Genomic DNA, 19,806 nt, shown 5'->3' on the forward strand with positions numbered 1-19,806 from the left:
TGCGGCGAGCATGAGTGTGAGGAAAAGCGCTTTCGCAATGCGCGTCGAATTTTCTCCGTTTTCAATTTGAGAATGACTAAAAATCAGTCGGGGTTGGAGGCAGGGGAAAACGCATGGGCTATGTCGTTCTCCGTCACGTCCTTCATTGGTTTGTGAACCGAAGCCTGGACCGTCTCTGTGCGCTGCATCACCAGGATCACGGTCTCTCTCGGAGGGCAGCCCGGCACGTGGCAGGCAAGCTCGCTGACCGAAACAACAGCGTCGTCTGGCAGCGCGAGGAGTTTGCGCGCCCAGGATTTGATCGCGCGAGCACTGTTGATGACCGTGTGTCCATTGCGTGCCAACGGGTTGAAGAAGGCCTCGCTCACGCCGCACCTCGCTTGTTTCTCGCTGTGCGCGGAGCCAGCACCTCGAACAGATCCCGGATGGGTTTGGCAGGCATATCCTGCCCGATCAGCACAACCCGGCTGCGCCGATCGTCGTCCGGCCAGGAATCGAGGCGCTGCAACGGATAGAGCCGGTGCTGCACGGCGTGAGCGACGAGCGGACGATCAGGGTCGTCGGTCAGTGCAAACAGGCCCTTCAGCCGCAGCAGGCCCGAGCTGATATTGCTCGTTACGATGTGCAGAAACGTCTCCACCGCCTGTGGTGAGAGCGGAACATCATGGGTCAGGCTGATCGCTTCGATCTCGTGACCATGGCGGTTCAGATCATGGACATGGTCCGGATGGCGCGCCAACCTCTCCATCGCCAGCCAGCCGGGCACGTCTTCGGCCTTGCCGGAGATCGTGTATTCCCATGGCCGAACAGCATTGGCAGGTCGAAGTCGACATGCCGGTCGTTAAACCGAGCAGCCGGATTGAGCGCTCGCAACTCTTCCGCCCAATCATGCAGGCCTTCCGCCAGATCTGTCTTGGTCAGCACGACATCATCCGCAAACGCAATCTGCTTCCAGCCTTCGAGGAAACTGTCGAGGGTCGCGCGACCATTCAAGACATCAAAGGCTGTGACGACGCCTGCGAGGCGGAAATGCCGCGCCACGAAATGATCCCTCAACCCCATGGCGGGTGATCCACCAGGAATGATGCTGTTGATGATCGGCGCCGGATCGGCGAGGCCAGTGGTCTCGATGACGACCCGTGCGACAGGCGGAATATCGCCGCGAATACGGGCTTCGTGTAGTTCCGAGAGCGAGCTTCTGATGTCGCTGGTTGCCGTGCAGCAGATGCAGCCGGTCGTGGTGCGGAAATAGGTTTCCGACCCGGTGCGGACCAGATCATGATCGATGGGAACGGTTCCAAACTCATTGACGATGACGGCGGTGCCAGCCATGCGCGGATCAGCGAGGATGTCATTGAGCAGGGTCGTCTTGCCGGAACCGAGAAAGCCGGTCAGCAGGGTCACGGGCACCGGGTCGTAAAGACGCCTCACATCAGGCTCCCCAGAGGTTTTTCGCGCCACTTTGCGCCGATTGAACAGCCCACCGAACATTCAGGAACCTGCATTGCGTTGTCGTTGATGGGGGTGGCTTGCCCGGCCGCCGGGCCGGGCAAGCCAACAGCTTAGCCGCCGACGATGGCTGACTTGATCGTGTTCACGTTGGAGCGGAACATGTCGATATAGGTGGAGGCAGGACCGTCTATTCCAGACAGCGCGTCGGAATAGAGCGTGCCGCCGACTTTGAGGCCGGTTTCCGTGGCGATCTGCTCGACGAGGCGCGGATTGCTGATGTTCTCAACGAAGATTGCAGAGGCCTTATCTTCCCTCACCTGATCCACCAGCTTGGCGACATCGGCGGCAGAGGCTTCCGCTTCCGTCGAAATGCCTTCGGGCGCGATGAACTTCAGGCCATAGTCACGCTCGAAATAACCGAAGGCATCATGCGAGGTGATGATCGTGCGCTTGTCCGCAGGGATTGACCCAATTGCGGCCTTCACTTCCGTTTCCAGCGCGCCGAGTTTTGCGAGATAAGTTTCTGAATTGGCCGTATAGGTGGCGCAACCCGCCTTGTCTGCTCCGCAGAAAGCGTCGGCGATATTCTTGACATAGGTTTCGGAATTGTGGATCGACTGCCAGGCGTGCGGGTCGAACTCGCCGTGATGGTGATGTCCCTCGTGGCCATGATCGTGACCGGCTTCGGCTTTCTCCTCACCTTCGTGATGCTCTTCTTCGGCACTTTTGAGCGGATCGATACCCTTGCTGACTTCCACGACCGCAGCCTTGGTGCCGCTCGTTTCAATCAGACGCGACATGAAACCTTCGAACTGTAGGCCGTTGACGAGGATGACGTCGGCACCTTCGAGGGAGGCGGCATCGGCCGGTCGCGGCTGATAGACATGGGCATCGCCATCCGGGCCGACGAACGTCGAAATATCGACGCGCTCGCCGCCGACGTTTTTGGCAAGATCGGCGATGATCGAGAAACTTGCGACCACCTTAAGTTCGGCTGCGGATGCGCTGGACGCAATACCGACGAGTGCGAGAAGGCTGGTATAAGTGGCGAGGCGGAATGTCCTGAACATGTAAAGCTCCTTGTGTTGTCAGGCGGTCTTGTGGCGGCCGGAGACGACGAGGCTGGCAAGCACTCCCCGGCGGCCCACCAGTGCGGAAAACAGGTAGAAGGCGCCGGCGATGAAAATGATTGCCGGGCCGGAGGGCATCGATGCGTGATAGGAAAGGAGAAGACCGCAAACCGAAGACGCAATTGCAATCACGACCGCGATCAGGCACAGGCTGCGAACGTCATTAGACCAGAAGCGCGCCGCGACTGCCGGCAGCATCATCAATCCCACGGACAGAAGCGTGCCAAGCGCCTGGAAGCCGCCGACCAGATTGAGAACGACGAGCACGAGGAACAGCAGATGCACCGGCCCGCCGATCCTGCTCACCGAGCGCAGGAAGAGCGGATCGAGGCATTCGGCCACCAGTCCTCGCCAGAAAAAAAGAAGGACAATGTATGTGGTCACGGCAATCCCGACGATGAGGCCCAGGGCCGCATCATTGAGCGCTAGGACCGAGCCAAACAGGACATGCATCAGATCAACGCTCGACCCCTTCCACGATACGATGAGCACGCCGATGGCCAGCGAGATTAGATAGAAGGCCGCCATTGAGGCATCCTCCTTTTGCACCGTGAACCGTGAGACCAGTCCGGAGCCAAGTGCCACCAGCAGGCCGACCGCGAGACCGCCAACCGTCATCGGGATGATCTCAAGGCCGAAGAACAGGAAGCCGAGTGCGGCACCTGGAAGGATCGCGTGAGACATAGCGTCTCCCGTCAGGCTCATGCGCCGCAGCATGAGAAATACGCCGACCGGTGCGCAGGAGATGGAGAGGATCAGCGAGCCAAACAGCGCGCGCTGCATGAAGCCATATTGCAGGAAGGGTCCGAACAGGTACTCAAACACGCGCGGCCACCTTCTTTTCAAGTGGGCCGGAGATCCCGTGTTGGTGCCCGTGACCCTCGGTCGGCAGTCGTTCTTCGCACCAGCCAGACCGCTCGTCCCAGGCTTCCTGGAAATCCCTCGCCCGCGTGAGATTATCAGAGGACATGACATCGACGGTCGGTCCCCAGCTCACGGGCTTACGAGCCAGCAGCAGCGTTTGGGGAAAGTGTTCGCGCACAAGCGCGTGATCGTGCAGCACACAAAGCGCGGTGCGGCCCTCGGCAACCCAGCTTTTGACAAGCGTCACGAGATCAGAAATCGTTCGAGCATCGACGGCGTTGAACGGCTCGTCCAACAGGATCAGATCGGCGTCCTGCAGCATGGTGCGGGCAAACAGGGCACGTTGCATCTGTCCACCGGAGAGGCTATCGAGCGGCCGCTTCTCGAAGCCTGCAAGGCCAACGGCTTCAAGGCAATTCTCGAGGTCAGTCAGGTCCTCAGGCGTCACCCGTCCGAGCAGACCTCGCCGCTGCCAGAAGCCCAGCGACACAAGGTCGATCACGCGCGCCGGAAAGGTTCTGTCGAGTTCGGACTGCTGCGGCAGGTAGGCCAGTCTGTTGAAGCGCGACGAGCAGGTGCCGCTGATCGGCTTCAGGATACCGGCGATCCCCTTGAGCAGCGTCGATTTGCCAGATCCGTTCGCTCCCGCGATCGCCGTCAGGGAACCACGCCGAACGTTCCCGCTCAGATGATGCACAGCCGCATGGCCTTGATAGCCAAGCGTGAAATTTTGAAACTCAAGACAAATATCGCTCATCGCGTCCTCGGGGATTGACAGCGACTGCTTAGGTAATGTTATTACGTTCGTCAACCGAAATGTAATGGTATAACATACGAACTTATTGAGTAGCGTACCTTGCTATGGAGAGAACCCGTGACGAAGCAAAAGCCTGAGCCACATCCGGGTGACCGTTCTCACCGGCTATCTAGGTGCCGGCAAAACCACACTTCTCAACCGGATCCTGGCCGAGCCGCACGGCAAGAAGTTCGCCGTGATCGTCAACGAGTTCGGCGAGGTCGGCATCGACAACGACCTTATCGTTGAGTCGGATGAGGACGTGTTCGAGATGAACAACGGCTGCATCTGCTGCACGGTGCGCGGCGATTTGATCCGGATCATCGAGGGGCTGATGCGCCGCCCCGGCCGTTTCGACGGCATCCTCATCGAGACAACCGGCCTTGCTGATCCGGCGCCGGTGGCTCAGACCTTCTTCGTCGACGAGGACGTCAGGTCGAAAACACGGCTGGATTCGATCATCACTGTCGTCGACGCCAAGCATCTTCTGGGAGAAATCGACGGAGCTCATGAGGCGCAGGAACAGCTAGCCTTTGCCAATACGATTATCCTCAACAAGACCGACCTCGTCAGTGACGATGATATCGCTGCCGTTGAGCAGCGCATCCAGCGGATCAATCCCACAGCCAGCATCATCAGATCGACCCGCTGCGACACCGATATTGCCAGCCTTCTGGATCGCAAGGCGTTTGATCTCGACCGCATTCTGGAGGTCGAGCCCGGCTTTCTCGACGACGAACACGAGCACGAGCATGACGATCATGTCACCAGTTTCTCACTGGTGGAGCGGGAACCCATGGATCCGGGCAAGTTCCTCAACTGGCTGCAGTCGACGGTCCAGGCATTCGGCATGGATATGCTGCGAATGAAGGGGATCATCTCGTTTGCCGGAGACGACGACCGCTTCGTTGTCCAGGCCGTGCACATGCTGCTGGAAGGCAATCACCAGCGCCCGTGGAAAGAAAATGAGGACCGGGTTACCCGATTGGTCTTCATCGGCCGCGACTTGCCCAGGGACATCATCACCGACGGCTTTGCCACATGCCGTGCGGTTCGACAGGCCGCCGAATAGCCGCGCGCGCCGAACGCGAAAAAAGTTTAACACAAGGAAGGAATCCAATGGGACTGTCTCTCACCCGAAACCGCTTGCTGGCCGCCGTAGCGAGCCTGGTGTTCGCCGCATCCGGCGCCTTTGCCGACGAAGATCATGAGACCAAAGAAGCTTGGCGTCTGTTTGTTGCCGACCATACGAACCCGGTCGTGCGCGTCATCGACTTCGAAAACGGCAAGGAACTCGGCCGTTACGACGTCAAGGGATATGCGTCGCTGACGGCGAGTGCGTCCGGTCAGACGGTGTTTGCCGGCCAGACAGAAGCGGATGTCATTCACGTTATCAAGACCGGCATCAATTTTTCCGACCATGGAGAACACCGCGATCTCGAAGTTTCCGAGCCGGCACTTTTGCCGGTGACATTCGAAGGCAAGCGCCCCGGCCACGTCGTGCCGCATGATGATCATGTTGTCCTGTTCTACGATCGCACCGACAAGGCAGAGATCGTCGACGAAGCCGCGCTTCTCGACGGAAAAGTCGAGAAGCGGATTGTCGATACGATCAAGCCTCATCACGGGGTGGCGGTGACGATGGGCCGCTACGTGCTGGTGTCCGTGCCGAACACGGAAGTTGAAACAAGGCCGGATGCCCTGCCGCCCCGCATCGGCCTTCGGGTTGTCGATGAGAACAACAAGCAGGTCGGCGATGTGGCGAAATGCACCGACCTTCACGGCGAAGCGACCTCGGCCCGTCTTGTCGCCTTTGGCTGCAAGGAAGGTGTCCTCATCGCCCGCCCGGGCGGAATCGACGGGCCGAAACTGGAGATGCTGCCCTATCCCGCCGATTTCCCGAAGGCCTACACCGGCACGCTCCTGGGTGGGAAGGCGATGCAATTCTTCCTCGGCAATTATGGCGACGACAAGCTGGTGTTGATCGACGCGGATGCCGAACAACCCTACAAGCTCATCGAACTGCCGACGCGCCGCGTGGATTTCCAGCTCGATCCGGTACAGCCGCGAAACGCCTATATCCTGACCGAAGACGGCGACTTGCATGTGCTCGATGTCATCAAGGGCGAGATCGTCAACAAGGCCAAGGTCACCGAGCCTTACAGCAAGGATGGCCATTGGCGCGATCCACGACCGCGCCTTGCTGTCGCCGACGGCCAGATCGCGATCACCGATCCGCGCCACTCCCTCGTTCGTGTCGTCGATGCCGAGACGCTGAAGGAAACACGCACCATAGCTGTCGAAGGCCAGCCCTTCTCGATCGTTGCTGTCGGCGGCTCGGGTGCTTCGCACTGATCGGCGGGAGCTTTGGCCCGGAACTGTGCCGCAGTTTCGGGCCCTCGCGCCCACAGGCTTTTCCGGAGATGATCATGTTGCATGCAGCCCATTCCTGCGGTCTGAAACCGACGAAAAACCAGAGCCTCGTTCTATTTGTGCTGCGATCGTCCGAGCTGCCGCTCAGCGCCTATAGCATTCTTGATCGTCTGCGGGATGAGGGTCTACGGGCTCCGCTGCAGGTTTACCGCGCGCTGGAAAAACTGCTGAAGGCCGGACGCATCCACCGGCTTGAGAGCAAAAACGCCTTCGTCGTCTGCTGTCACTCAAAGCATGGCCAAATCCACCCACGGATCACCGCCTTCGAAATCTGCGAGTCCTGCGGCAAGGTCAGTGAATTCCACAATACGGAAATCGAGGACGCGCTTGCCAGGCAAGCCCGGAGCAGCGGCTTCAAGGTTCGATCCAGCACTATCGAGATTCATGGTCTCTGCGCCTGTTGTGAATGATCTGACCCCCCACTGGCCTTTGCGCGCAAGGATGCCGACCGTGTCGTGTTCATGGAAGGCGGCAAAGTCATCGAGGTCAACGCGCCTGAAGGTTTTTTCACGCTCCGGAACACGAAGCGCAAAACGATTTCTGGCGAACATCATGCATTGATGTCATTGCGGCGAACGAAGTGGGATTGCTTCGCGTTGAACGGATGTGAACTGTCGACCCGGTCGACTCCGTGATCTGTGTCGAAAGAGGAGTGGTAGCTGCCGGAGCCCATCGTTTGTAGTGCGTATGTCGTCGCTCACGACGGCTGTGGTTTTCCATTTAACGAGGTTCCTCCTCAAATTCTGTGGTTAACGGGATGTTAGCGCGCTATCTGCAGGGATGCGAGCGCAAGTGAATTGGTCACCCGGTCCAATGGTCAAAGTTCTGGGTATCACCCTTGAAAAGAAGGATACTGGGTTGTTTCCGCTGCTGCGAAACCACTGGCTTGCGGTGCAGGCGATCGCACGATATCGGTCCCCTAGGTTGAACATCCGAAGCCCTTGGAGGGCCGCTGATCTCTCACCTGCTCGGGTGTCTCGCGAGGGCGCTTCTTCTGATGGTTTGATGCACCTCATGTCGAGACCGGCCTTTTCCGGCCTATCCGCCAGCTTCGCCCACGGAAAATTTTACGGCACGCTGGGAAAACGGAAGCAGCCGCCATCGTAGAGCGACCGCCGCTCCTTAGGATTTTAGTCGTCTTCACTGACACTTGCTGCCGAGTGGTTATCGAGGAGTTCGGAAACATGGCTGACCGGAAGAGGCCTCCCGAACAAGTAGCCTTGAATCTCGGTACAGCCATGCTGCCTTACTCGATCGAGCTGGTCACTCGTTTCGACACCCTCCGCGGTGGTTGCGATGCCAAGACTATATCCGAGATCGACCACCGCTTTCACAATGGCAGCACAATCCTTGGAAGTCCCGAGCTCCCTGATGAATGACTGATCGATTTTGATTTTATCGAACGGGAAGAGCCTCAGATAGCTTAAGGATGAATATCCGGTCCCGAAGTCATCCATCGCGATCCGCACGCCTAGCCCCTTGATGTGGTGCAAGGTCGCCAAGGCAGTCTCACTGTCTGTGAGAAGAACAGATTCGGTAATTTCCAATTCGAGCTGACATGCAGCGAGACCGGAGTCACCAAGGGCGGAAACCACTGCGTGAACAAGCATCGGACTTCTAAACTGGAGTGGTGAAAGATTTACCGCCACCTTTATGTTCCCCGGCCAGCTTGCGGCGTCCTTGCATGCCTGCCGCAAAACCCATTCCCCCAATGGTACGATCAGACCAGTTTCCTCCGCCAAAGAAATAAACTCCGCGGGTGAAACCAAACCTCTCTCCGGATGATGCCATCGCACCAGTGCCTCGAAGCCGACGACCTCTTCGGTCGCGGCATTCACCTGCGGCTGGTAATAGAGTTCGAACTGTTGGCTTGTAATGGCCTGACGAAGATCCGTTTCAAGCCTGCGCCGATGCTGGATTCCGATATCCATCGCGGGCTCAAAAAAACAGTAAGTGCCTCGGCCGCTAGTTTTCGCTTTGTAGAGTGCCGTGTCAGCGTTTCGCAAGACGCCATCCGCGGTGTCGCCGTCGTCAGGCGCAATTGCGATGCCTATGCTAACGCCGATATGAACAGCTTGCCCCTCGATGTTGAACGTCTCGCCGAGGGAATCGACCAGCCTCCGCGCAAGATACGAAACACCTTCTTTGTCCTGAACGTCTTCTCGGAGCACGATGAATTCATCACCTCCCAACCGGGCGATGGTGTCGTCGTCGGTCAGCCCGCTCTTAATGCGATCCGTGACCGCCTTAAGCAGTAGATCGCCAGCGGCGTGTCCTAAAGTATCATTGACGTCCTTGAAGTGATCCAGATCCAAACAGAGCACCGCACAACGTTTTCCGTCGGCGCTGAGGCTGAGTTGGTGGTCGAGTTTTTCCCGCAAAAGCATCCGATTGGGCAAGCCGGTCATCGGATCGTGCCCCGCCATATGTCTTATTTGCTCCTCGGCACGCACGGAATCGGTGACATCTTCGTGCGTCGCGACATAACCACCGTTTTCCATTGGATTGTGGGTGATTTTAATTACCCGGCCATCTACCAGATCCACGCATTGGCTGGCAGCGGAACCCTTTATTGCTGCGGCGACGACAACATCGAAATAGGCCTCCCGCTGCGCAGGTTCGTTTCCGGCTGTCCGGCGATATTCGAGGATTTGGTCAAGCGGTGTTCCGGGACGCGTTAACGACTGAGGCAGATCGTACAGACGTGCATAGGCGGCGTTACACAGCAGGAGCTTTTTTTCCGCATCGAACATACACAACCCATGTGGCATGTTGGCCAAGGCTGCATCGAAACGGCTGTTTTGATCGGCGAGATCTTTTTTGATATTAGCCAGTGCAGATATGTCATCACAAGTTATCATCCACCCTCCCTCTGCCATGGGAGTAGTGGTAAGCAAGATTACTCTGCCGTCTGCCGATATGTCGTGGCTTGAGACCTCGGAACGAGTTTGCACATGCGTTAGCCAGCTCTCGTGAAGGGCGTCCGACAGCGGAGCCGTCGCAAGGACCGGAATTTGTTCAGCCAGTTCCTTCGCGCTGAGGCCGACCTCGATTACGTCCTCTGGCGCCTGCAGTAACTCACCCGCCCGGCTGGTGAATATCACGATCCGTAAATCTGCATCCAGGAGTATCACGCCTTGCTGCATGTTTTCCAGAATGCGCAGCAAATCAACCATAACTCAACCTGTTGCAACCTGCGTTCATACACGTAATTGTAGAGTGGGTGCCAGTGAATACAAGAGCCGGATCGGCTTCGGGCCAACGCGGGAACTGGCCCTATACGATCGCCGCGATGCTGATTGATTTCTTAGGAGAAAATTGCAGATCTTCCATCACGGCACGTTTGCGTTCTTGCCTCCGATCCGCCCCCTCCTAAATCAATAGAATGGACGCCAACCACGTAGCGACTCCGTCAGAACGGGCGAGAACATCTGGACGGAAACATCTTCAGAGACTGCCACCCACGGTCGTCAATGAGGTGGATCGCCTTCTAGCCGGACGCACCCGCGACATTCGCTTCAGCGGGGAGATTTCTCGCCTCTTTCGCGAGCGCTCCTGGGCCCAGACCGCCAAGATCATTCGCGCCTGGATGGTTTGGGTCGTCGTTCTCGACGTCCTGACCTTGGTCGTGAACGCTCTGTTGCTGCCGACCGAAATAGTTCTGGCGATGCTTGCCCCGGCGGCGATCCTTCCACCTGCTGCTCTCATCACTGCAGCTGTGTTTTCAAAACCCCGCTCCTTATGGGTGCAGGGTTTGGCGATTCAGCTGGGACTCTTCCTCATCCTGCTCTCAGTCGCTTTGGTGGGTGTGAATGCTGGCGGAGAATTTTATGAGCGGCACCTGACAATCATGCTGTTTGTCGCCGTCACGGCGATCATCATATTTCCCATTCCGCTCGAATGGTCGATCACGATTGCCGCCTTTGCCCTTGGATTTTATCTTGTATTGCAACTGCAAAACCCGACCGTCCCGACGGGAAGCGCTCTGGCAGGAGCGCTCTTTTTCGCCAGCGGCGTAGTTGCGACAGTTGTGGCCCGCCGCACCGCAACGATCCTCGCCCACAAGACTTTCCTGCTCGAGTTGCGGGACCGGACCCGTTTGGCCGATTTGACGGATGCCAATTCCCGCCTGGAGCTGCTGGCCAGAACTGATCCTCTCACCGGCATCGCCAACCGCCGCTGGATGATGGAAACTCTCAACCGCATTTGGAACGACGAGGCGATACTCGTGAAAGGAGCCGCGATTCTCATGTGCGATATTGATCATTTCAAGCTGCTGAACGACAGCCTTGGGCATGCGGAAGGCGACCGTTGCTTGGTGAAGGTTGCTGGCATCATCCAGAGCAGCTTACGGGATGATCGCGATCAGGTGGCACGGTACGGTGGAGAGGAGTTTATCGTACTTTTGCCGGGTTTAGATGAGCAGAAAGCTACGACAATCGCAGAAAGAATTCGCACCCGTGTGGAAGCTGCATCGTTACCGAACCCTCGATCAACAATCGGGCCCTATGTCACAGTCAGCATTGGAGTGGCCGACGCCGGACCAAACGACGAACCTATATCGGCAGAGCAACTTCAACGACAAGCGGACGAGGCGCTATATCTCGCAAAGAAATTGGGGCGGAACCGCGTGGTGAGGTATGCACCGAATTTCAGCCCGCCCAACAGATGAACCAAAAACATCCGTGTGTGCGTGGTAACCGGTGTCACACCCGCACCTTAACGCCGCGTCCTATGTTTTCTGGCGGAGGGGTGAAAAGCGAGACATAACTGCAAAATTGGACTGCGTGAGCTACTTAGTGTCATCCACAAGGACCCGGTGAAACTCCAGGTGGCTCTTCTGGCCGCCGATCCGCCAGACAACACAGCAACGCAACCTATTCCATTTTCGAGGACCGAGTTTCGCTCGGCCCGTTGCCTCAACTGTGAAAAATCCGATGCGAACTCTTTCAAACTACCGTCAGGTGTGGTTTTCCAACATCCGGGTCGTTTGAAGCGCGGAAAGCGGGCGTCGGCGTTACGATTTCGTGGTGCGTCTTTCTTGAAGTCTCCATCGTTCATCCGTCCCTGTGGGCGAAGGATACTGGCAGCCGCCAAAGGCCGGCCGCCGAGTAGATCGGGTCAATCAGCTCTTGATTGCGATGCGCTTGACCTGCGACTGCGCCTTCTCGGACTTTGGCAAGGTCACTGTCAGCACGGCGATCTTGACGCGGGCATCGACTTGATCTTCCTTGTCCTCGTCGTCGAGCGGGATGCGGCGCTCGAAGCGGCCGTAATAGCGCTCGGAAAACTGGCGATCCTTGTCCTCGCTCTCGGCGCGCTTTTCACCCTTCAGCGTCAGCGCGCCGTCGGTAAGCAGGACCTCTATGTCCTTCTCTTCAAGGCCAGGCACTTCGGAAGTCACCTTGATCTCCTGGTCGGTGTCGCAAATCGCGACTCGGCCAGCCAATCCTGAAGGGGAGCCGTTTCCGAAGGATGATAGAAAGCTACGGAAGCTGCGGATTACGTCATCGAACAGGCGATTAACTTCGCGATGAAGCGCCAGGAACGGATCGCCCTCGTCATCGCGCGGGAGACTGGGAACCCGGTTGCCCGGCGTTGCGGCCGCAAAGTCTGCTGACGAAATTGCACGTCGCGTCTTTTCCGGGATCATCAAAGCGCTATGTTTTGCCGAGGATACTGAACCGGACGGCCGCCCATTTCTCAAGAGAACTTCAACGGACCTGATCATCACGACGCTCGTGGTTCTGCTCGCCCGAACGCGGAGGCCCCCTTAGAGGAAGGGTCAGGTCGCGGGCCGGGCTTTTCACAAAGCCAGAAAGCGCTCTCGGCCCTAATTGTCGCCCTTGGACAAGATATTGCCAGTGCCGCCACCCGTATATTGGCCAGGGGCAAATCCCTCCTGGGTGCCGTCAGGGCGAAATACCTTCGCAAAGCTGCAGGTGCGCACAATCAACAGAAGACAGAACTTTTGCCGGACCACAGGGGCGGAAGGCTGTGTACGGCAGCGACGGCATTGTTCCACGGATTGATCCGGCGAGCGAGGCCGAGCCGGTTGCCCGCGTTGCGCTCTATCCGAGGCGTGCTGGCGCTGGTCGCACTCACCAGCGCGGTAGCGGTTTTAGCCGTGTTCATATGGGCTTTAAAAGACGTGCCGTGGCGGGAAATCGCTGCCGGCTCTTTGAAGCCTTTTGTCGTTTTGGAATCAGCAAATGGCGCGCCGCTCGTACGCCAAGGGCCGTATCAGGGCCCCTATGCCAGCTTCGACCAATTCCCCCCTCACCTCTTCGAGGCCGTACTTTCCATCGAAGACCGACGCTTCATGGATCACTTAGGCAGCGACCTTCAAGGCATTACCAGGGCGCTCCTTCGAAACATCCAGGCGGGATCGGTGGTGCAGGGCGGCAGCACGATCACGCAACAACTGATCAAGCTGCAGTATCTCGATAGCGACCGGACATTAAAGCGAAAGATCCAGGAGTTGGTCATCGCGTTTTGGCTGGAATGGCAGCTCGGCAAGCAGGAAATTCTCACCCGCTACCTCAACAGCGCCTATCTGGGTGCCGGTGCGACCGGGATGCCGGCGGCCGCGCGGATCTATTTCAACAAGGAAATCAGCGAACTGAATTTGCCTGAAGCGGCCATGTTGGCTGGGCTGTTGCGCGCCCCGAGCCAGTGGAACCCGATCAGCAACGCTGAGGGAGCCCGGCAGCGTACCACCGTGGTGCTCGATGCCATGGTCGCAAACAGCAAGATCACGGCCCTGGAAGCGGAGACCGCAAAGGCAAGCTTTGCGAAACTTCAACCAACGACGCCTACGCCTCGCTCGGGAAGCTGGTTTGCCGACTGGATCTCACCGCAGGCGAGAGACGTTGCCGGCTCCTCGCCGGGATCAACCACTGTCCGCACCACGTTGATCCCTCGACTGCAAGCGATCGCCGAAAGGGTCGTGAGTGAGGCTCTCACCGGCCAGGGGAAAGTGGCCGGAGCGTCGCAGGCAGCGTTGGTGGCGATGACGCCCGAAGGAGCAGTGGTCGCGATGGTCGGGGGACGTGACTTTAAAGCGAGCCAGTTCAATCGAGCTGTCACTGCAATGCGTCAGCCTGGCTCCACCTTCAAGCTGTTCGTTTTTTATGCGGCACTGAAGAGCGGTCTGACCTTGTCAGACCGGGTTTTGGATGCGCCGATCGATATCAATGGCTGGTCGCCGGAAAACTCCGGCGGCGGCTATCGTGGCTGGGTGACTCTCGCCGAAGCCTTCGCGCGGTCGCTGAATGCCGCGACGGTGGCTCTTGCCCAGGAAATCGGGCTGGACAACGTGATTGCCGCCGCGCGTGAACTCGGGATCGAGGCGGCACTTGCCAATACCCCATCTTTGGCGCTCGGCACCTCCGAAGTAAACCTCCTCGATCTCACCGCGGCCTATGCATCTGTCCATCTCGGCAGGGCGCCGGTGAAGCCTTGGGGCATGATCGATTTCAGGCGGCGGGGCAACCGAATACATTTCGTGTTGGTCCCCAAACGAGGCCCGCTACCGACCTTTCTATGTATCAATCAGATCTTCTTGGCCTGCTGCAACTCGTCGTGGAGCGCGGTACTGGGCGCGGCGCCGATCTAGGCACATTTGCGGCCGGAAAAACCGGCACCAGCCAGAACAACCGCGACGCCTGGTTCATCGGCTTCACTGAACCCCTCGTGGCGGGCGTCTGGGTTGGCAATGACGACGATGCTCCGATGAACGGGGTTACGGAAGGTGCACTTCCGGCGCGAATTTGGCGAGATTTCATGAAAGAGGCACTGGCCGAGCCGGCGCCAGATGTTGCCGCGTCGGGAGGAGAGACTACTGACCATAGTTCCGCCCGATCTTGCAACATCACTGCATGCTCTCGTAGCTACCGTTCATTCCGCCCCTCCGACTGCACTTATCAACCCTATTCCGGCGAGCGGCGGCTTTGCGAAAAATGATTTTCTTGTTCGAGCTGATTCGGAGTTAACTGTAATAAACGGCTGTCGGAGACTCTCATCTCTCGAACGCGACGCTACGAGCTATCTGTCAGATCAAGAACGACCCGACAGGCAAGTCTACAGCTTAAAAGCCTAACGTGACTGTTTTCTATACAACAACCAGCTGTCACAATAAAGCTTCGACAACTGAGACATCTGCCCGGTGAACCACTCGCGCCGCTATGTATGCATGTGGGCAATGGCCAGAGCGGGACTCTTCTGTCGAGATCGAGCGAGATTCACCAGGATCCGCCGTCCGCTTTCATTGCCGGGGTCGCAACGTGAATATCTACCTTCAAAGGCTGAACAGAGACCTGCTTATGTCCCTCCGTGGCCGAAGTGATTTGCGGCTTCCGCGGCAATCTAACTAGAAGCAAATCTCCCATGCGCGGACGCGACAGGTTTATTAAGCGGCGTCGTTTAGGCAGCAAAAGCGCAGACTACGTCAAAACCAAAAGGCGACGATAAATGGCACCGGCAAATCTCGAGACAGCGGCTTACGGGGTCGTCGACAGGCTTGTCACTTGGATAACACGGGACAAGTTCATCTCTATCCTGCTCATTGGTGGTATGGGACTTCTGGGCAAAAACCTGGTTACCAGTATTGCCGAGGTGGCCTCAATTTATCGTCCAGAGTTAAAACCCGTTGCGGTCGCGACATTCGGGCTGGTGGAATGCATTGGCCTGTTACTGGTGGGGATAGGTATTGCGTCAAGGGTGATTTCCCGCCGGCATGTGAGCCGGAGAGATCGGACCGATGCCGCGGTAGAGCTTCACAGCGGATTCGACCAGATGTCACCTGCGGAGAAGCAGATCCGTTTTTATGAGCATTATGCTGTCAGGCCATCAGCCAACATTATCGATGCGCTGATGTCCCACCCCGATGATCCAGTTGGCGTTTCTGAGTTGTATAAAGACGGGTGCCACCACGTGGTATGGGACAAAACCTGGTTCCGACTGAGGAGCAAGTGGCATCGCTGGGAATGGCGCCTCACCATTGCTCTTTTTGTCAACACAGCCTTGTTCTCAGTCCTGAGCCTCGCGGCAGGAATTGGCCTTATTGCCTTGCGGTTTCAGGAGGCCGGCCAGATAGCTACAGGACTGGCATTGCTCGCCGGAGGCATTCTCTCCGCCGTCGGAGCGGCCATTTACCTCAACGACATTGCAGGCTATGCGCGGGCGAAGCATCTCGTGGATGCGAGACCTGAGCGGTCTATCGCATAGGCAAAGCGAGCTTAAAGTTCACCGTAAGAAGGATTGGCCGCCCAATTCGAATGGCTGGGCCGAGGGAGCGTCCCGCGGCACGTGCCCTCGTCAATCCGACGGGTCTGACAGCGGATCGACCTCACCTTCGTCTTCGTCCGGTTCGTCCGCGATTGCGATCGGAAAGTCGGATGTAAGCAGTTTCATCTTGCTAAGCAGACCCGCGTCCTCCAGCGCCCCCATGTCCGGCAGGTCGCGCAGGCTCTCCATCCCGAACTGTGACAGGAAGGTCTTGGTGGTCACCCGCGTATAGGGCGCGCCCGGCTGCGGACTGCGGGGACCGGAGGAAACAAGCTCCAGCGAACGGAGATGGGCAATCGTATCGCGGCTGACCTCCTTGCCGGTGATCTTCGAGATCTCCCCACGGGTGATCGGCTGATGATAGGCGACGATCGCCAGCACCAGCAGATCTGCCTGCGATAAGGCCCGCGTCTGCTGTTCCGATCCAGTGACGCTGCGGATCGCGTCTGCGAACCGAGGCCTCGTGCGGTGTTGCCAGCCGCCGGCAACCGAGACGAGCTCGTAGGGCCGGTCGCGCAGCTCGTCGCGAATGTCGTCGATCAGCAGATCGATGCTGCAGTCCCGTCCCACCAGCCCGGCCAGCGTCTCGCGGGGCACCGGTTCAGTGGACGCGAAAATCAGCGCTTCTACCCGGCCCATCCATTCGCGCCAGCGCAGCTCCGGCGGCAGATCGGTAAGCTCCGTATCAAGTTCCTCTCTCGGACGCGGCCGCCGTCCCATCGCCTAAAGTCCGTACAGGCGAAACGTTGGGCGGCCCGTCAGTTCACGCACGCCACCGAGCGCCACCAGCCGCTCGAACAGCCGCCGGCTGGAGCGGTCGCTCACCGTCCTGCCGGTCTGCGCGGGTTGCGCATCCTCGCTGATCAAAATCGCCACCATGGCGTCGGCGTCCTTGCTGCGCAATTGCGGCGCCAATGCGAGTAGCCGGGTCGCACGCCGCGCCAGATCGGCGTACAGATCAAATGCCACTATCGCCCCTCGCCCATAAGCAAAGGCGCAGGCGGTGCGCCACCGTTGGGGATCGGCACGCGGACCAGCGGCGAGGCGCAAGTCGTCCCGCTTCAGATGCGCGGCAAAGAGTGGCACCGGGACCGGCCAGTTCAGACGCCGGGCCAGCACCGCATCGGCAAGCCAGAGCGCAAGCGGGCGGCCATCGGGACGCAGCTGCAAACTGGCCGCGGCCGCTGCGCTCGCCGCCTCGATCGGGTTCCTGGTTCCCACGCTCGCCGTCAGTGCTGTATTGATCGCCTGCTGCGCCGGTTCGTCGATGGTGACTGACAACAGATCTGCGAAGATCACCGGCCATTCGGCGTTGAGCGATGCCGGCCCGAGCGACGGTCCCCTGGCCAGTGCCCGCCAGGCTTGCAGCAGCCGCCCGGCCGGGCCAGGGTCATCACCGGGCCGAGTCAGGTAGAGATGATCGCGCAGCGCTGCCGCATCTTCGGTGCGGCCCTGCAACCGGACGACGGCTTCGGCCGAGATCAACGCTAGGCGCTGCCGCCAGAGTTGGCCAAGGGGGTGGTCGCTGCGGGCGATCGGATGAATGCCTGCGAGTGTTGCGCCAGCGAAAAGGTCCGCGTCTCCAGCGGTTTGACGCGCCCCCGCTGTCCGTGCCCAGTCAGGCACGGGCGGGAAGATTGGCGGGGGATCAGGCAGGGTTCGCGGTCGAGCGGCCATAATGCAAGCTAGTCGAGAACGGCGCTTTTGGCAACCAATAACGGCCAAAACCGCCGCGCCTGTCGAGAAATAAATACGTCCGATAATCTTGCATTATCGGACGTATTTGACGAGCGCAAGTAAATGTGGTAGAAAGTCATGAAAAGGTAGATTTCTGGAGGTTGTCGTGTCGCTCAATATTAAAAATCCAGCAACGGTAGCGCTGGTCGATGAGCTCGCTCGACGCCAAGGGATCAGCAAGACCGCAGCTATACACCAGGCCCTAACCGAGCGCCTTCACCGTCTTGGCCATAGTGAGATCCCGAAGGACCGCTTGCTTGTTGATCTACGTGCCGTCCGCAAGAGGATAGCGCGGCTCCCGGAACTGGAGAAGCGCAGTGACGAAGACATCGTCGGTTTTGATGAACACGGAATTCCGAACTGATGGTCATCGATACGTCGGCCATCGTCGCAATCTTGCGCGACGAGCCGCAGGCAGAACGACTGGAGTGTGCGCTTGTCGCCGATCCGATCAGACTGATCCCGGCGACATGCGTATTTGAAGCGCGTATGGTCATGGTCAGCCGACGCGGCGAGCATGTCCTAGCCGAGATCGATCTTTGGCTCACGAAGATCGGAGCCGAGATCATTCCGGTCGATGCCGAGTTGGTCGATCTGGCAACCCAGGCTTGGCTCGTCTACGGTAAAGGTCGCCATCCTGCCGCATTGAATTTCGCGGATTGCTTTTCCTACGCCTTGGCCAAACGCGCAGATGCCGCCCTGCTCTTCATCGGAGAAGACTTCAAACACACAGACGTCAAGGCGGCATGATGACGATCGACGAAACCACAATGGATGAAGGCCTGAATCAGCCCGCCCCCTCCCCTGCCCCGACGGGTTCCAGCCTGCCGCGCCATCTGCAGGATCTTACCGATCGCGCTCGCGGTTACATCGAGGCGGCTAGTTCCATCAATACCCGAAAAGCCTATGCTTCCGACTGGAAACATTTTTCCGCCTGGTGCCGGCGCTCCAATCTTTCCCCCCTCCTCCCACATCCGCAGTCAATTGGCCTTTACATCACAGCATGCGCTTCCGGCACGGCCGAGCGCGGTATGAAAGCAAATTCAGTTTCGACGATTGAGCGTCGCCTGTCGTCTTTATCGTGGAGCTACGCGCAACGCGGTCTCACGCTTGATCGCAAGGACCGGCACATCGCTACAGTGATGGCTGGTATCCGCAACAGTCATGCCCGTCCGCCGCTTCAAAAAGAAGCGGTCATGGCCAGCGACATTATTGCCATGCTCGAGACCCTTGATCGCGGCAGCCTGCGCGGCATGCGCGACCGGGCCATGCTGCTGATCGGCTACGCCGGCGGACTTCGGCGATCCGAGATCGTCGGCCTCGATCTCGAGGCGCATCAGACCGAAGACGGCCGCGGCTGGATTGAGGTCATGGACAAAGGGATGCTGCTGACGCTCCGTGGCAAGACCGGTTGGCGCGAGGTCGAGATTGGCCGAGGATCGTCGGACGCCACCTGCCCGGTCTCGGCTGTCGAGACCTGGATCAGGTTCGCCAAGCTAGCCCACGGTCCCCTCTTCCGTCGCGTCACGGGACAAGGGAAAGCGGTTGGGCCGGAACGGCTGAACGACAAGGAAGTGGCGCGACTGGTGAAGCGTGCCGCGACGGCCGCTGGCATTCGCGGCGATCTCAGCGAGATCGAGCGGGCCACCAAATTCTCCGGCCATTCATTGCGGGCGGGGCTCGCCTCCTCTGCCGAAGTCGATGAGCGCTATGTGCAAAAGCAGCTGGGTCATGCGTCGGCAGAGATGACCCGCCGGTATCAGCGGCGGCGTGAAAGGATTAAGGTCAACCTGACGAAGGCCGCAGGACTTTAGAAACAGCGGCCCCTCCCCTCCCAATATTTTGCGCTCGATAACAATCGAATTCGAGCATCCTCCCAACGCAACGAAAAAGTCCGGTGCGGGAGGAGGTGCACCGGGCTTCGATTATGACGGACAACTTGGGAGGAGGAGTGCTGCCAGTCGCACAGGGCGGCCTGGGAGGAGGTGGGCGGCCTAGTAACAACAACATAAACTGCGTCGCACAAAGATTCAAGTGAATATTGTGCGTCGCAGCATTTTGGCGGAGGCGCCCTAACGCCTATTATCGGCACTACCACGACTTTGC

Annotated in this window: 16 protein-coding genes, 2 pseudogenes and 1 other annotated feature; of the genes and pseudogenes, 9 read left to right on the plus strand and 9 right to left on the minus strand. The window is 58.7% G+C overall.

Features of this window, described 5'->3' with window-relative positions:
• Positions 1-83 precede the first annotated feature (83 nt).
• The 5 genes and pseudogenes from EDE05_RS19960 to aztA all read right to left on the minus strand — a co-directional run bounded on the left by EDE05_RS19960 (position 84) and on the right by aztA (position 4,203).
• Positions 84-368: a hypothetical protein gene (locus tag EDE05_RS19960; RefSeq protein WP_134102529.1), complete on the minus strand. Its 285-nt coding sequence runs from the start codon at positions 366-368 to the stop codon at positions 84-86.
• Positions 365-1,431: pseudogene (locus EDE05_RS19965) on the minus strand (GTP-binding protein). The gene EDE05_RS19960 and the pseudogene EDE05_RS19965 overlap by 4 nt, the downstream one beginning before the upstream one ends.
• Before the next feature lie 131 nt (positions 1,432-1,562).
• On the minus strand, positions 1,563-2,522 hold the full coding sequence (aztC, locus tag EDE05_RS19970; RefSeq protein ID WP_134102532.1) for a zinc ABC transporter substrate-binding protein AztC: 960 nt from the start codon (positions 2,520-2,522) through the stop codon (positions 1,563-1,565).
• Between the two features lie 18 nt (positions 2,523-2,540).
• On the minus strand, positions 2,541-3,407 hold the full coding sequence (gene aztB, locus EDE05_RS19975) for a zinc ABC transporter permease AztB (RefSeq protein ID WP_281033746.1): 867 nt from the start codon (positions 3,405-3,407) through the stop codon (positions 2,541-2,543).
• A complete protein-coding gene (aztA, locus tag EDE05_RS19980) occupies positions 3,400-4,203 on the minus strand; it encodes a zinc ABC transporter ATP-binding protein AztA (protein ID WP_134102535.1) in 804 nt (267 codons plus the stop codon). The genes aztB and aztA overlap by 8 nt, the downstream gene beginning before the upstream one ends.
• Before the next feature lie 142 nt (positions 4,204-4,345).
• Here aztA and EDE05_RS19985 point away from each other — a divergent pair, with 142 nt between their 5' ends.
• The 3 genes from EDE05_RS19985 to EDE05_RS19995 all read left to right on the plus strand — a co-directional run bounded on the left by EDE05_RS19985 (position 4,346) and on the right by EDE05_RS19995 (position 7,085).
• On the plus strand, positions 4,346-5,314 hold the full coding sequence (locus tag EDE05_RS19985) for a GTP-binding protein (protein ID WP_245519950.1): 969 nt from the start codon (positions 4,346-4,348) through the stop codon (positions 5,312-5,314).
• 47 nt (positions 5,315-5,361) lie between these two features.
• On the plus strand, positions 5,362-6,597 hold the full coding sequence (gene aztD, locus EDE05_RS19990; RefSeq protein WP_134102541.1) for a zinc metallochaperone AztD: 1,236 nt from the start codon (positions 5,362-5,364) through the stop codon (positions 6,595-6,597).
• 74 nt (positions 6,598-6,671) lie between these two features.
• Positions 6,672-7,085 carry a Fur family transcriptional regulator gene (locus EDE05_RS19995; protein ID WP_134102544.1) on the plus strand — a complete coding sequence of 138 codons (414 nt, stop codon included), beginning with the start codon at positions 6,672-6,674 and terminating at the stop codon, positions 7,083-7,085.
• A 720-nt stretch (positions 7,086-7,805) separates the two neighbouring features.
• On the opposite strand, the gene EDE05_RS20000 is transcribed toward EDE05_RS19995, so the two are convergent.
• Positions 7,806-9,851, minus strand: a complete 2,046-nt coding sequence (locus tag EDE05_RS20000; RefSeq protein WP_134102547.1) for an EAL domain-containing protein — start codon at positions 9,849-9,851, stop codon at positions 7,806-7,808.
• A 278-nt stretch (positions 9,852-10,129) separates the two neighbouring features.
• On the opposite strand from EDE05_RS20000, the gene EDE05_RS20005 reads away from it, so the two are divergent.
• On the plus strand, positions 10,130-11,347 hold the full coding sequence (locus tag EDE05_RS20005) for a GGDEF domain-containing protein (protein WP_245519951.1): 1,218 nt from the start codon (positions 10,130-10,132) through the stop codon (positions 11,345-11,347).
• Positions 11,348-11,484: 137 nt separating this feature from the next.
• Positions 11,485-11,540 (plus strand) — a sequence feature (sul1 is cis-regulatory element that is thought to sense ions involved in sulfur or methionine metabolism; They are found in Alphaproteobacteria).
• 260 nt (positions 11,541-11,800) lie between these two features.
• Here the strand turns inward: EDE05_RS20005 and EDE05_RS20010 are convergent.
• Complete coding sequence (locus tag EDE05_RS20010) at positions 11,801-12,328, minus strand: Hsp20/alpha crystallin family protein (protein ID WP_134102681.1); 528 nt, start codon at positions 12,326-12,328, stop codon at positions 11,801-11,803.
• A 183-nt stretch (positions 12,329-12,511) separates the two neighbouring features.
• On the opposite strand from EDE05_RS20010, the pseudogene EDE05_RS20015 reads away from it, so the two are divergent.
• Positions 12,512-14,640 (plus strand): annotated as a pseudogene (locus tag EDE05_RS20015) (PBP1A family penicillin-binding protein).
• A 507-nt stretch (positions 14,641-15,147) separates the two neighbouring features.
• Positions 15,148-15,903 (plus strand): hypothetical protein, encoded by a 756-nt coding sequence (locus EDE05_RS20020; protein WP_134102552.1) that lies wholly within the window; start codon positions 15,148-15,150, stop codon positions 15,901-15,903.
• 90 nt (positions 15,904-15,993) lie between these two features.
• Here the strand turns inward: EDE05_RS20020 and EDE05_RS20025 are convergent, their stop codons facing one another.
• Positions 15,994-16,683, minus strand: coding sequence for an SMC-Scp complex subunit ScpB (locus EDE05_RS20025; protein WP_134102554.1), 690 nt, complete (start codon positions 16,681-16,683; stop codon positions 15,994-15,996).
• Positions 16,684-16,686: 3 nt separating this feature from the next.
• Positions 16,687-17,640: a DUF1403 family protein gene (locus EDE05_RS20030; protein WP_134102557.1), complete on the minus strand. Its 954-nt coding sequence runs from the start codon at positions 17,638-17,640 to the stop codon at positions 16,687-16,689.
• 166 nt (positions 17,641-17,806) lie between these two features.
• Between EDE05_RS20030 and EDE05_RS20035 the strand changes: the two genes are divergently transcribed.
• The 3 genes from EDE05_RS20035 to EDE05_RS20045 are packed head-to-tail and all read left to right on the plus strand — an operon-like array spanning position 17,807 to position 19,514.
• Positions 17,807-18,064 carry a type II toxin-antitoxin system VapB family antitoxin gene (locus EDE05_RS20035; protein ID WP_134102560.1) on the plus strand — a complete coding sequence of 86 codons (258 nt, stop codon included), beginning with the start codon at positions 17,807-17,809 and terminating at the stop codon, positions 18,062-18,064.
• Entirely contained in the window at positions 18,064-18,450 is a 387-nt protein-coding gene (locus EDE05_RS20040) for a type II toxin-antitoxin system VapC family toxin (RefSeq protein WP_134102563.1), read from the plus strand. The genes EDE05_RS20035 and EDE05_RS20040 overlap by 1 nt, the downstream gene beginning before the upstream one ends.
• Positions 18,450-19,514, plus strand: coding sequence for a tyrosine-type recombinase/integrase (locus EDE05_RS20045; RefSeq protein WP_134102566.1), 1,065 nt, complete (start codon positions 18,450-18,452; stop codon positions 19,512-19,514). Before EDE05_RS20040 ends, EDE05_RS20045 begins: the two co-directional genes overlap by 1 nt.
• Positions 19,515-19,806 lie beyond the last annotated feature (292 nt).

This window comes from Neorhizobium sp. R1-B, assembly GCF_004368875.1.
Taxonomy (GTDB): Bacteria; Pseudomonadota; Alphaproteobacteria; order Rhizobiales; family Rhizobiaceae; genus Neorhizobium; species Neorhizobium huautlense.